The organism is Caulobacter segnis (assembly GCF_003243465.1).
In the GTDB taxonomy this organism is placed as follows: Bacteria; Pseudomonadota; Alphaproteobacteria; order Caulobacterales; family Caulobacteraceae; genus Caulobacter; species Caulobacter segnis_A.
Genome location: NZ_QFQZ01000009.1, coordinates 1 through 12537, shown reverse-complemented (window position 1 = coordinate 12537; position 12537 = coordinate 1). Strand labels below are relative to the sequence as shown.

At 65.4% G+C, this 12537-nt stretch carries 16 protein-coding genes; 14 read left to right on the top strand and 2 right to left on the bottom strand.

What is annotated here, in order from left to right; translation table 11 throughout:
* Positions 1 to 237: 237 nt before the first annotated feature.
* Positions 238 to 1431 carry an alpha/beta hydrolase-fold protein gene (locus DI526_RS04755; RefSeq protein ID WP_304274720.1) on the top strand — a complete coding sequence of 398 codons (1194 nt, stop codon included), beginning with the start codon at positions 238 to 240 and terminating at the stop codon, positions 1429 to 1431.
* 2 nt (positions 1432 to 1433) lie between these two features.
* On the opposite strand, the gene DI526_RS04750 is transcribed toward DI526_RS04755, so the two are convergent.
* Together DI526_RS04750 and DI526_RS04745 are read right to left on the bottom strand one after the other, a co-directional pair.
* Entirely contained in the window at positions 1434 to 2435 is a 1002-nt protein-coding gene (locus tag DI526_RS04750; RefSeq protein WP_304274717.1) for a DUF1838 family protein, read from the bottom strand.
* Between the two features lie 131 nt (positions 2436 to 2566).
* Entirely contained in the window at positions 2567 to 3076 is a 510-nt protein-coding gene (locus tag DI526_RS04745) for a hypothetical protein (RefSeq protein ID WP_304274716.1), read from the bottom strand.
* Positions 3077 to 3491: 415 nt separating this feature from the next.
* Here DI526_RS04745 and DI526_RS04740 point away from each other — a divergent pair, with 415 nt between their 5' ends.
* The 13 genes from DI526_RS04740 to DI526_RS04680 all read left to right on the top strand — a co-directional run bounded on the left by DI526_RS04740 (position 3492) and on the right by DI526_RS04680 (position 12503).
* The gene (locus DI526_RS04740) at positions 3492 to 3974 is read left to right on the top strand and encodes a hypothetical protein (RefSeq protein ID WP_304274714.1); all 483 of its coding nucleotides are present in this window, start codon (positions 3492 to 3494) and stop codon (positions 3972 to 3974) included.
* A gap of 59 nt (positions 3975 to 4033) precedes the next feature.
* Complete coding sequence (locus DI526_RS04735) at positions 4034 to 6409, top strand: DNA-directed RNA polymerase (protein ID WP_304274712.1); 2376 nt, start codon at positions 4034 to 4036, stop codon at positions 6407 to 6409.
* A 25-nt stretch (positions 6410 to 6434) separates the two neighbouring features.
* A complete protein-coding gene (locus DI526_RS04730) occupies positions 6435 to 7160 on the top strand; it encodes a BRO family protein (protein ID WP_304274710.1) in 726 nt (241 codons plus the stop codon).
* A 363-nt stretch (positions 7161 to 7523) separates the two neighbouring features.
* The gene (locus DI526_RS04725) at positions 7524 to 7928 is read left to right on the top strand and encodes a hypothetical protein (RefSeq protein ID WP_304274708.1); all 405 of its coding nucleotides are present in this window, start codon (positions 7524 to 7526) and stop codon (positions 7926 to 7928) included.
* A complete protein-coding gene (locus DI526_RS04720) occupies positions 7925 to 8083 on the top strand; it encodes a hypothetical protein (RefSeq protein ID WP_304274705.1) in 159 nt (52 codons plus the stop codon). Before DI526_RS04725 ends, DI526_RS04720 begins: the two co-directional genes overlap by 4 nt.
* A 46-nt stretch (positions 8084 to 8129) precedes the next feature.
* Positions 8130 to 8360, top strand: coding sequence for a hypothetical protein (locus tag DI526_RS04715; RefSeq protein ID WP_304274703.1), 231 nt, complete (start codon positions 8130 to 8132; stop codon positions 8358 to 8360).
* 11 nt (positions 8361 to 8371) lie between these two features.
* On the top strand, positions 8372 to 9046 hold the full coding sequence (locus DI526_RS04710) for a hypothetical protein (protein ID WP_304274700.1): 675 nt from the start codon (positions 8372 to 8374) through the stop codon (positions 9044 to 9046).
* Entirely contained in the window at positions 8967 to 9452 is a 486-nt protein-coding gene (locus DI526_RS04705; RefSeq protein ID WP_369691883.1) for a RusA family crossover junction endodeoxyribonuclease, read from the top strand. Before DI526_RS04710 ends, DI526_RS04705 begins: the two co-directional genes overlap by 80 nt.
* The gene (locus DI526_RS04700) at positions 9452 to 9943 is read left to right on the top strand and encodes an N-acetylmuramoyl-L-alanine amidase (RefSeq protein WP_304274694.1); all 492 of its coding nucleotides are present in this window, start codon (positions 9452 to 9454) and stop codon (positions 9941 to 9943) included. Before DI526_RS04705 ends, DI526_RS04700 begins: the two co-directional genes overlap by 1 nt.
* Before the next feature lie 29 nt (positions 9944 to 9972).
* Complete coding sequence (locus tag DI526_RS04695) at positions 9973 to 10254, top strand: hypothetical protein (RefSeq protein WP_304274691.1); 282 nt, start codon at positions 9973 to 9975, stop codon at positions 10252 to 10254.
* Complete coding sequence (locus DI526_RS04690; RefSeq protein WP_304274688.1) at positions 10247 to 10438, top strand: hypothetical protein; 192 nt, start codon at positions 10247 to 10249, stop codon at positions 10436 to 10438. The genes DI526_RS04695 and DI526_RS04690 overlap by 8 nt, the downstream gene beginning before the upstream one ends.
* Entirely contained in the window at positions 10435 to 10776 is a 342-nt protein-coding gene (locus tag DI526_RS04685; RefSeq protein WP_304274685.1) for a hypothetical protein, read from the top strand. The genes DI526_RS04690 and DI526_RS04685 overlap by 4 nt, the downstream gene beginning before the upstream one ends.
* 176 nt (positions 10777 to 10952) lie before the next feature.
* Positions 10953 to 12503, top strand: a complete 1551-nt coding sequence (locus DI526_RS04680) for a toprim domain-containing protein (RefSeq protein ID WP_304274683.1) — start codon at positions 10953 to 10955, stop codon at positions 12501 to 12503.
* The last annotated feature ends 34 nt before the right edge of the window (positions 12504 to 12537 follow it).

The window sequence follows — 12537 nt, the reverse complement described above, 5'->3', positions numbered from 1 at the left end:
TCAAGATATGATGCCGTGCGCCTTTGTCGGCGTTTCGGCGGCGGCGGGAGCATTGACGACAACGTTGTCGTCTAAGATTAAATAATAGGTCTATCCGACACGCGATTACTCATCGTCACGCGACGACAAAGGTTGGCGCGAGATGGAACATCTATCCACCTGGCGAACACTGCACGGGTAGGACAAACCTCCAGGCCAAGTGATCCTCAGTCTGCTTCAGGAGCTTGGAGCACTTCGATGATCTTGCGATCGCACCTTTTGGCGGGAACCATGATCCTGGCCGCCGCGCCGGCCCTGGCGGCGCCTGACCTGGACGCGTGCTCGACGCGGGGGCCCACGCAGGCCCCATTGGAATACAAGCCCGTGGACTTGCTCCCGGATGGAAAGGTCGTCTTCAGGCTTTGCGCGCCCGAAGCGGCGTCGGCGCGCGTCGTGAGCGGCGACATCGACTCCGTGCCGACAGGCTATGACGGCGGGCCGCAGGGGTTGGCCATGACGCGTGACGACCGTGGCTACTGGGCCGCCACCACCGCCAAGCCCGTGAGCCCTGGCGTCCACGTCTACGGCTTCAGCATCGCGGGGACGGTGATCGCCGATCCGCAGTCGCAGAGCCCCGCGAACGAGGCGCGCGGCGCGCGATCGACCTTCTATATCCCCTCCCCTGGCTTGGCGTTCGGGGCCTACCGACCGGACATCGCCCACGGCGTGGTCTCCACCGTCGAGTACGCGTCCAAATCGACCGACAGTTTAAGGCGAGCCCAGGTCTATACGCCCCCTGGCTATGAGGGCGGCGGCGACCGCCGCTATCCCGTGCTCTATCTGGTGCATGGGGTCGGGGACAGCGAGCTCAGCTGGGTGCAGAAAGGTCGCGCGGCCTACATCCTCGACAACCTGATCGCGGACGGAAAGGCGCCGCCGATGATCGTGGTCATGCCGTTCGGCCATACGCCGGGGCGCCCTGGCGTCGACAATCGCTTCAACAGTGACTTCCGGGACGATCTGATCAACGACCTGATCCCCGCCATCGACGCCCGCTTCCGCACCGAGCCGCGTCCGGCGCGACGCGCCATGGCGGGGCTTTCGATGGGTGGGCTGCACACGATCAACTTCGGCCTGACGCGGCCCGACATCTTCGGGCCGATCGGTATTTTCAGCATCGGCTTCATCGGCGACGAGAACCTGGCGCGCTTCGAAAAGAACGACATGGACGCCTTGCGACGCAGAGCCGCCGCGAGAACCTTCGTCTACTACACGATCGGCAAGACCGATCCCGTCATGCCGCTGGTAGGCCCGACCCGCCGCCTATTCGATGCGGCGGGCCTGAAATACCAGTATGTGGAGACGGAGGGCGGCCATGAATGGTCGGTTTGGCGCGCCGATTTGCGTGACTTCGCGACGAAGGTGTTCCCGAGCGCGCCGGGCAAACCGTGAGATCAGGGTTTTCTGGGACGCACGTACCCAGGCGTCTCCGGAGGGACCTCCTCGGCATAGCGCATGAAGGTGTCCTGCACGCCCTCGTCCGGCCCATCCGTCGGTTCTTCCAGGAGGTCGGGTCGGTCGCGCTCCACACGCTTGAGCACAGCCTTGGGAACGTCTTCCGGTCCACCCGTGATCTTGTAGCTGTGCATGCGCCCCATCAGCACGCCCTGCACCCCGCTCTGGCCCATCTTCATCCAGGGCCACCATGGTCCCTGGCGCGTGAAGCCCGCGTGGTAGCGGGCGGAGAATACCGAGCGATCATCGATCTCGGCGGCGGGTGTGAAGATCGTGAAGTGCTCGGACGGATTGATCACCGGTCCGGTGGACGCCTTGGGCCAGCCCTCGGGCGTGATGGGATTGGTGTATTCGTGGGCGTAGTCCCATCCGAGCAGATACTGGTCGCCCACGCGGTTCCACGGCAGCCGGAACGGCTGGGTCTTTTGGCCGCCCATGTCGTTGTTCTTGGTCTCGCCGTCGCCGACCTTGAACACCTTCTGCTCAAGACCAAGCGTGCCCCGGAAGCGATCGTTCAGGAAGGTGTAGACCTCGACTGTCTCGCCTGTGTACGGGTTTTCCCAGCGATCCAGGATCTCACCGGTGGCGAGGTCGGTGAAATAGCTGCACTCCTTGCCCATCACCTTCACCGAGCCGTCCGGCTGGATGACGTTGCGAACATTGCCGAATCCGCAGAAGCCGAACAGCGGCTTGGCGCGATGGCTACCGACCAGGCCATACTGGACGCCGTAGTAGCCCGACAGCACCGCCTTGGGGCCAATGGTCCCCCACATCTTGGCGAAGCCGTAGAGGTTCTCCCGCGGATCGTTGATGTCGAGCGGACGGATGTTGCGGTTCGCGGCCTGGGCCGTCGGCGCAGAAGACATGACAGCGCCCGCCCCCATCAGGCCGCCTAACGCCCCTCGGCGCGACACCACCCGGCCAAACGTCTCGAACATCATGACGGCGCATCCTCGCGTGACTCTTCCATCAGGGAAGACGTCGAACGATGCCGCGAATGTCGCAGGCCCGAGACGCACGCCGCGGCTTTCTCCACCCTGCGACCTTGCAGGGCGGAGTCGCTGAGCGAGGCCTAGAACTTGGGCGGAACGGTCACGTCGAAGCTGGCCCAGTCCTTGGTGACGAACACCTCGTCGATCAGGGTGCGCTGGAAGCAGACGCCGTTGCGGAACCACTGCCAGGTGCGGGCGCGATTCTGGCGGTCATCGGAGTTCTGGATCATCTCGTACAGATAGACGTCCGGTTCGCCCTTGCGGGTCCAGTTCAGGCAGGTCGAGCGACCATAGTCGTCCGGAGACATCTGCGAGGCCCAGCCCTTGATCAGGTCGTTGTCCCACCACACGCGGCCGTCCTCGTACCAGGCGGGGAAGTCACGGATCTCGCTGCGGCCGTCTTCCCAGAAGTAGTAGTTGGTCTGGTGATAGCGGACCTTGCCATCGCCCTCGTCGATCAGGCGGCACAGCAGGCGCGAGCGGTGCTGGTCCGTCAAGGCGCCGGTCTTGGCGTCATAGTAGCGATACCAGCCCTCCCAGACGCCCTCGTTGCTGACCAGGATCGGCATGGTTTCGTAGATCGTTCCCATCGGGCGTCTCCGCGTCTCGCAAGCTGGAAGCGGGTGTCGCCCCGCCGACCGGGGCCGCGCCCATACGCGCCCCAACATGTCCGCCTGAGCTAATCCATCGCCGTCGCCGACGAGTCGAAGAGGCTGAAACTATCCGCTTTGCGAACACCGTCGGCGCAGAGGCGCACGTCGCCCCAGAGGACCGCCCACCGAAGGGACAACGGTGATGGAATGGGGATGGCGGAGACGGTGCGATAAAAAGCCCCGTCCCGCTTGGCTCAAATGCAGATCTAGAGGGGGTGTGCCATTGGCACAGTGTGCCGAGGCACGCTGATGGCACATCCCTGGCACACCGTCCAACTCAGAGCGGAGGCCGCGTTGAGTTGACATTCCCCAGCCACCCCCCTATTTTCCCCAACTCAGAACGGGAGATCAGATGCAGAAACCGAAGACCCTTGACGACTTCCAGCGCGAAGCGTCGATGGAGTGCGCCAGCCTTAGTCGCTTCGAGATCATCGAGCTGCTGGCCAAGGAGCGCCAGCGCCTGGACCGCGCCGAGGCGCACATCGAGAACCAGTACGCCCTCATTCAGGACTACCGCGACGCCGCGTCGTCAAGCATGGCCGAAACTATGCCTCGCTTCGAGACGTACTCGACCGCGCACGAGCCTACCCTGGAGACAGCTCTCGGCGTGCGCTGGGCCGTGCCTGAGGTTCGCACCCTCTTCAAAGACTGGGCCTTCCTTCGCCGCCCGGAGAACATCGACGCGCTCATCGCTGATACGGCGCGTCGCTGGGGCTACGTCCTGGCCCGCAGTCTCATCCGCGTCGCAATGCCCAACTCAGAGCGGGGATTTTCCCTCACCCTTGGGGCCGAGGAACGAGGTCCACTTCAAGACAACATGGAGTTCACTCGATGATGACCTTTGGGCGGGACGATATCCGCCGCCAGCTTGACCTTGAAGATGAGAGCCGAGCCTTGGGTTCGAGCCGGTACCGGGCGAGCCGTCCGCTGCCCTGGCGCACCGACACTGCGACTGTCGAGGAGGAAGCCGAGCTGCCTCCCGGTCGCCAGCTCCTGAAGCAGACCATCAAGCCGCTCTCGACGGCCCTCTACGAGTGGGTCGAGCGCATCCGCAACGGCGGCGCTGGTCGCCGACCCGGCGGGTTCAACCTCCTGTCCCAGGTCAAGCCTGACGAGGCCGCCTACCTCATCGCGCGCATCGCGGTGAACGCTGCGGCCAACCGACTGACGGCGACGGCGACGGCGTTCCAGATTTCGAACGCCCTCATCGACCACATCGAGATGCTGAACCTGAAGCGGGCCAACAAGAAGGGCTACAAGGGGCTCGAAGCCAAGCTGAAGAAGGGCGCGAAGCGTCGCTCGGCGATCCGCGACATCATGGAGAAGGAAGGCGCGAAGGTCGACTTCAGCGAGGCCGACAAGCTCCAGGCTGGCATGCGCGCCATCGAGCTGCTCTGCGACAGCACGACGCTGTTCACGCTGGACACCATGAAGGTAGGCCGGGGCGAGACGTTCGTGCTTCGCCCCACCGAGGCCTGCTCGACGTGGCTGGAGAAGCAACACGCGCGCTGCGAAATCCTTGAGCCGATCCATCTGCCCATGGTGGTCCGGCCCCGGCGCTGGCGCACGCCCTTCTGGGGCGGGTACCTGACCAAGCGCCCCGGCCTTCGGCTGGTGAAGCAGTGGGCCGCGCCCTACCACAGCGAGCTGCGGTATGTGGACATGCCCGAGGTCTACGCGGCGGTGAACGCCGTGCAGGAGACGCCCTGGCGGATCAACCGCCGGGTCCTCGACGTCATGCGCGAGGTGTGGGACCAGGGCGGTAGCCTCGGCGGCCTGCCTCGGCGCGACGATCTCCCGATGCCCACCCGCCCGGAGGACATCGAGACCAACGAGCTGGCCCGCGCCGCCTGGAAACGGGAGGCCGCGAAGGTCTACGAGCGGAACAACCAAGCGCTCTCGAAGCGGCTGGCCTTCAGCCAGCGCCTCTGGATCGCCGACAAGTTCCGCGACGAGACGGCCATCTACTTCCCGCACGAGCTGGACTTCCGGGGCCGCATCTACCCGATCCCCATCGGCGGCCCGCACCCGCAGGCTGACGACAGCGGCAAGGGCTTGCTGGAGTTCGCCAACGGCATGCCCCTCGGGGACGCCGGAGGCTGGTGGCTGGCGGTCCACATCGCCAACCTGTTCGGGGTCGACAAGGTCAGCTTCCAAGACCGCATCGACTGGGTGTTCGCCAACACGAACGCCATCCTCGACAGCGCCGACGACCCGCTGGACGGGGAGCGGTTCTGGACCAAGGCCGACAGTCCCTACTGCGCCCTTGCCGCCTGCTTCGAGTGGGCCGGTTACATGCGCGAGGGGGCGACGTTCGTCAGCCACATCCCGGTGGCGCTCGACGGCTCGAACTCTGGCCTGCAGCACTTCTCCGCCATGCTCCGCGATCCTGTCGGCGCGCGTGCGGTGAACCTGCTGCCGGTCGACAAGCCGCAGGACGTCTACTCCGAGGTCGCCAAGCTGGCCCTGGAGGCGGCGCTGGCGGCGAACGACAACGAGGCCCAGCCCTGGAAGCTGAAGGGGGTCAGCCGGAAGATCGCGAAGCGACCGACCATGACCTACTGCTACTCGGCGACCCGCTACGGGATGCAGGACATGGTCCTCCAGACCCTGAAGGAGCTGGACAAGGAGGCCCAGGAGGAAGGCAAGCCGCCCTACCTCGAAGGCGCGGACAACTACGCCGCCGCCAACTGGCTGTCGTTCGTCCTCTGGGACGCCATCGGCGAGACCGTCAACGCCGCCTCGGGTGCCATGGCATGGCTCCGGGCCGCTGCGAAGGTGGCCGCCAAGGCAGGCCAGCCTATCTGGTGGACGACCCCTGTCGGCCTCCCGGTGCTCCAAGCCTACCGCAAGGTGACCGGGCAGAGGCTGGACGTCCACTACCAGGGACGTCGGCTTCAGCTCCAGATCGCCAAGGACACAGACAAGCTCGACGCCAACGGTCAGACCAACGGCATCGCGCCCAACTTCGTCCACTCCAACGACGCTGCCCACCTGATGGCCACGGTCAACGCCTGCGTTCGCGCTGGCATCACCGACCTAGCCGTCATCCACGACAGCTTCGGCACCCATGCGGCCAACGCCAACCGTCTCTCGCTGATCCTGCGGGAGACGTTCATCGCCCAGTACACCCCTGACGTGCTCGCCCGCTTCCGCGACGAGCTGGTCGCTCAGCTCCCGCCTGAAGTGGCGGCCGAGCTGCCCGAGCTGCCGCCGATGGGGGACCTCGATCTCGAAGTCCTACGGGACGCCGAGTACATGTTTGCCTGATACCCAACTCAGAATGGACAACTGCATGATCGACACCAAGACCCCGACCACCTTCTCCTTCCAGCCCGCCGGGCGTGACGAGCCGGTGAACATCAGGACCATCGACATCGAGACCAACCCCTGGTTCGTCGCCGCTGATGTGTGCGCTGCGCTGGACCTGGGCCTGAAGAATATCACCTACCACGTCGCCCGCCTGGACGCGGACGAGGTTCGGCGGGTGGACCGGACCAATCTGGGTGTGACCCAGAAAGGTCGGCCGATGATCGTCATCAATGAGTCCGGCCTGTACGCTTTGATCAACCGCTCGGACAAACCCGAAGCCAAGGTCTTCCAGCGCTGGGTGAACCGCGAAGTCCTCCCCTCGATCCGCAAGACCGGCTCGTACTCGCTCGCCGACCACGGCCGGGAGGCCATGCCGCTGCCGATGGACATCGCCGAGGCTATGGCCCTGGCCATGAAGCCGGTGGTCGAGGAGCTGGCGTCCGTCCGGGCGCTCCTGGCGTCCACCTTGGAGCAGCGTGAGGTCGCCGCCCTGGACGACCTGAAGCGCAACCAGATGTTCCTCGCCCGCGATCTGCTGAAGCGGGGCATCGGCAAGGGCCTGTCGCCGAGCGAGCTGGGCTACCAGCTCACGATCTACTGCCGGAACAACGGCTACCCCGTCACCGTCAAGAAGGGCCGGGGCAACGCGCTCGACACCAACACCTACTCGCTGCTGGCCGCCGAGCGCTGGCAGCAGGGTCGGAGCTAATCTCCAACTCAGAGCGGGAATAAACCCTCACCCTTGGGGCTGCACGCCTCGCCACCCGGAGAACCAACCATTTCCCTTTCGAGCATTGCCGACCGAGCCCGCTGGGACTCAACGGTCGCGCAGCTCCGTGAGCCTGCGTTCGAACTGCTCCGTCGCAACGAGCGGATCGCACCGAGCGACCAAGTACGGGCGCTCCTCCTAACCTCGGTGGCCGTCTGCGAAGCCTGCGGTCTCGACCCTCACGAAGAGGTCGAGCGCGCTCGCCGCATGATGGACCAAGCCGAGGGTCCTTTCACCTACCACGTCCAAGCCATCCGCGATTACGCGGCCGATGAGCTGCGTCGCAAATAACGGAAACCATTCATGAAATTCACCTACCCCGTCGTCCGCTTCACCGCCGGTTCGTCTGCGCAGAGCGAGTTCTCGTTCTCGAACATCGACCTGGGCACCGAGCGCCTCCTGCTGCTGTCCTTCGGCCGCCCCTACGTCGCCGCCTTCGTTGGCACCCACACCTTCGACAAGGACTTCCGCGTCGCCGACCGCGCCCGTGCCCTGGTGGGCATCTTCGCCCTGGCCTTCGCGTTCGCCTTCGCCTGCCTCGTGCCGGTGCCGCTCTACCTGCTGGGCCTGCTGCTGGGCCGCCTGTCGACCGTCGCCGAGTTCATCGCCGACAAGATCGTGAAGCCCTTCGTGGACTTCACCATCCCGGTCCCGGTCTACGGCATCCGCAACACGTTCAAGACCCTGTTCCGCGTGGTGACGAAGTGACCCGCGCCATCGACGGGCTCCTGACCCGAGCCACCCGAGAGCAGCGCCAGGACGGCGCGGTCTCGACCGACACGATGATGAAGCTGGCCGCCGAGGGCTACGACCTGGGCGCGCTGGAGACCGACCTGAACGAGCGCCTGTCGCCCGACCAGTAGGCCTGCCTCAAAACCGATACCCAACTCAGAACGGGAAACCCCACCCATGATCCGCCCCAACCTGCCTGTCGACCGTCCTCAGACCACGCGCTTCTTCGGCCACTTCGATAAGCGCCTAGGCATCCTCAACCGCCCATCCGGGCGCGTCGAGATCAGTCTGTCGAGCCCGGCGGTCGCCTTCAAGACGCCCGAGCAGGTGCTGGAGTTCGCCACGGCGCTCCTGGCGGCGGCTGACGAATGGGCTTCCCGGCCCCAATCCCCAACTCAGAACGGATAATTTCCATACCCATGGCTAAGACCAACGCCCCGACCCTGCTGACCCCCGCTGGCATCTCGATCTGGCCGAAGCTCAACGAGCCCGACACCAAGTTCAACGCCGCTGGCGAGTTCCACACGAAGATCGCCTACGACGCTGACGATGACAGCGTGAAGGCCTTCGTGGCGAAGCTGGAGAAAATTCGGGACGACTTCTACGACGCCACCGTCCAGCGCCTGATCGACGAGAAGAAGGCCGGTAAGGCCAAGAACCTCAAGAAGCTGGACGTCGCCAAGGCCGAGCTGGACGAAGAGACCGGCGACGAAACCGGCCGCATCCTGCTGAACGCCAAGCTCAAGCACAAGGTCGTCACCAAGACCGGCAAGAGCTGGGAGCAGAAGCCGGACTTCTTCAACGCCCAGAAGGTCGCCCTGAAGAACCCGCCGCGCATCGGCTCCGGCTCGAAGCTGCGCCTGTTCGTCGAGGCTAATCCGTATCTGCGCGAGACCGATGGCGTCGTGGGCGTCAGCCTGCGCCTGAAGGCCGTGCAGATCATCACCCTGGTGACCGGCGGCGCTCGCTCGGCCGACCAGTACGGCTTCGACGAGGAAGACGGCGACGTGATCGGTGACGCCGAGCCGGTGGCCGGTGGCGACGACGACGCGCCGTTCGACGCGGACGACAACGCTGACCACGACGACATCTAAGAGCGCCAACGCGCTCTCGGCTGTCCTCCCCTTCGATCCAGTTCCCAGCCCCCGGCCGCGTGTTGCGGTTCGGGGGAAGTTCCCCACGGTCTACATGCCCACGGATTATATGGACTGGAAGAAGGCGGTCGCCGCCTACGTCCAAGACGCTGGCCTCTCCGCCCCCGAGGGTCTCTTCGAGGCCCCCGTGGCGCTGGACTTGGTCTGCCACGTCGAACGACCCAAGACCTCCAAGCTGCTCTACCCCAAGCCCGACGCGGACAACTACGCGAAGTCCGTGATGGACGCCTTCAACGACAGCGGTCGCCTCTGGAAGGACGACTGCCAGGTCCACGACTTGCGTGTCCGCAAGCGGTGGGCCGAGGGCGAACCTGGGGTCTCCTTCACCCTAACCTACGAGACCTGATGCAGATCATGCCGATGAAGAAGATCGACTACCTCGTGGTGCATTGCAGCGCCACTCCGGCCGCCCGCGACATTGGCCGCGCCGAGATCGAAGTGATGCACCGCCAGCGTGGTTTCCGAACCATCGGCTACCACTACGTCATCCGCCGCGACGGGACGGTCGAGAAGGGCCGTCCCGACAATGAGCCGGGCGCTCACGTCGAGGGCTTCAACAGCCGCTCGCTGGGCATTTGCCTCATCGGCGGGGTCAAGGCGGACGGCAAGACCGGCGAGAACAACTTCACGCCGCAGCAGTTCGCCGCCCTTCGCCACATGCTGGCGAACCTCCAGCACGCCTACCCGGACGCCACCGTCCTCGGCCACCGCGACCTGTCGCCCGACCGCAACCGCGACGGCAAGGTCAGCCCCAACGAGTGGCTGAAGGAGTGCCCGTGCTTCGACGTCGGCGAGTGGCTGACCGGCCACCCTGTCGCACACCCGGCCCACACCTAATCTCCAACTCAGAACGGAAATCGACATCCATGCGTAAGCCCATCACGAAACCCGAAATCGTCATCAACCACCTGAGGAAGGACGGCCGGATCACCGACGCCGTCGCCCGCGCCGCCTACGGCTCCTTCCGTCTGGCCGACGCCATCTACCGCCTCCGCACCGACCGCACCGACCTCGTCCCGAAGGGGATGCAGATCGTCACCATCGACCGCGAAGACGTCGCCGGTAACCGCTTCGCGGAATACCGCCTGATCCCCAAGACCCCCTCGTTCATGGCCGCCACGGCCCAGGAGACCAAAGCCTATGCGTGATCCTCAGGGCCGCGAAATCATCCGCACCACGACCACGATGCGCGCCGCGTTCGGCAGCGCTCTGGAGGCTCAAGCCCTGCGGGGTGAGCCGGTCCCAGCCATGGTGCTGGACGTCTACGTCTCCGGCGCTGGCCGGAAGAAGGCTCCAGCCTGGAGCATCCGCCGGAAAGGAGGCCGCGCTTGATCCTCTTCTGGCGAACCAAACGATGGGCTGACAGCTACCGCCGGTACGGTCGTCGCTGGGCCACCGGCAAGGAACTCGGGACCAGCCTGAAGTACGACCTTCAGGACATCCTCATATTCACCCTGGCGCTCGTCGGGCTGTCCCTGCAGAAGCATCTGCTGACCGCCAACGATGAGATCGAGCGCCTGCGCCGCGAGCTGGGCGCAGCCCGTCGCCGGAACAGCGAGCTGGGCCAACGCTTCGACGCCTACCGCTCCTCGCGGGCCGGGCGTCAGGTGATCGGCGACGGCCCTGGCCGGGCCACGTTCCCCCTCCGAGCCCCCGCCTTTCCGCTGTGAGCTGGACGGACACTGAGTCCGTCCTCGTTCGCAAAGAGCCATGCCCTGAGTGCGGGTCGAGGGACAACCTCGCCCGCTACTCGGACGGCCATGCCCACTGCTTCAGCATGGGCTGCGGCTACCGCGAACGCGCGGGCGGCGACACCTCGACAATCCCCAAGTCAGAACGGAGAAGCATGCCCCTGCTCGATGGGACGGTTGAAGCCCTCCCGGCGCGTGGCCTCACACGCGAAACCGCCGACAAGTTCGGCTACAAGGTCGGCACGTTCAACGGCCACAAGGCCCACATCGCCACCTACTGCGACGCCGCTGGCCGCCCGGTGGCCCAGAAAATCCGCTGGAAAGAGGACGGCAAGAAGCAGTTCACCTGGGTCGGTGACCCGAAGGCCGCCACCCTGTACGGCCAGAACCTGTGGCGCGACGCCGGTAAGATGGTCGTCGTCACCGAGGGCGAGCTGGACGCCCTGGCCGTAAGCCAAGTCCAGAACAACAAGTGGCCCGTCGTCTCCATCCCGAACGGGGCGGGCGGCGCAGCCAAAGACCTCGCCAAGCAAGTCGCGTGGCTGGAGCGGTTCGAGAAGATCGTCCTCTGCTTCGACATGGACGAGCCCGGCCGTCAGGCCGTCGAGGCCTGCACCAAGCTGTTCACCCCCGGCAAAGTCTATGACGCCCGGCTCCCGCTCAAGGACGCCTGCGACATGGTCAAGGCGCACCGCTCGGCTGAGCTGGTCGACGCCCTCTGGGGCTCGAAGCAGATGCGCCCGGACGGCATCAAGACCGTCGCGGACCTCCGGGCCAAAGCCCTGGAGCCCACCAAGTGGGGCCTGCCCTGGCCCTGGCGCACGCTGACCGAGCGCACCTACGGCATCCAGCGCCACTACCTCTACTCATGGGGTGCCGGCGTCGGCTCCGGCAAGACGACCACCCAGAAGCAGCTCATGCTGACGGCCATGCGGCCGGACTTGCTGGAGCCGCACGACGGACTAGTCGACCACCTGGGCCAGCCGTTGGTGATCCCTGCCCCTCGGAAGGTCGGCACCATCCTGTTCGAGGAGAACCCGGCGAAGACCTTGCGGTCCCTGGCCGGTATGGTGATCGGCAAGCGGCTCAACAAGCCGGACGTGCAGTACACCGAGGCCGAGCTGAACGAGGCCATCGACAGTCTGGACGGCCTGTTCTTCCCGCTCGACATGTTCGGCGCGAAGGACTGGGACACCGTCAAGGCGAACGTCCTCTACCTGATCCTGGCCGAGGGCGTCCTCGACATCTTCATCGACCCGCTCACCGCCCTGGTGGCGAACGCCGAGGATGAACGCCGCGCTCTCGACGAGATCATGGCCGAGCTGTCCGGCATCGTCGAAGCGCACGGGGCCACGATCCACCTCGTGTCCCACCTGACCACGCCCCAAGGCACCGCCCACGAAGAAGGCGGCCGGGTGCTGGAGAAGCACTTCACCGGCTCGCGTGCCATCGCCCGATGGTCCCACGCGATGATCGGCCTGGAGCGCAACAAGCAGGACCCTGACGCCCCCACCGTCGTGCGCGGCCTGAAGGACCGCGAGTTCGGCGAGGCAGTCGGCCCGCTGCTGGGCCTGACCTTCGACCGGATCACCGGCCGGATGGTCGAATGTCCAATTGAAGACGGAAACCCATTCAGAGACGAGACCCAGAACAGTGACCTATGTCCGCCGTCAGCGCCCATGAGACAGATTGAGGGTTCCGTTTAGAGGAGGGTTTTGGTCTCGTCGAAGTGACGAAGGA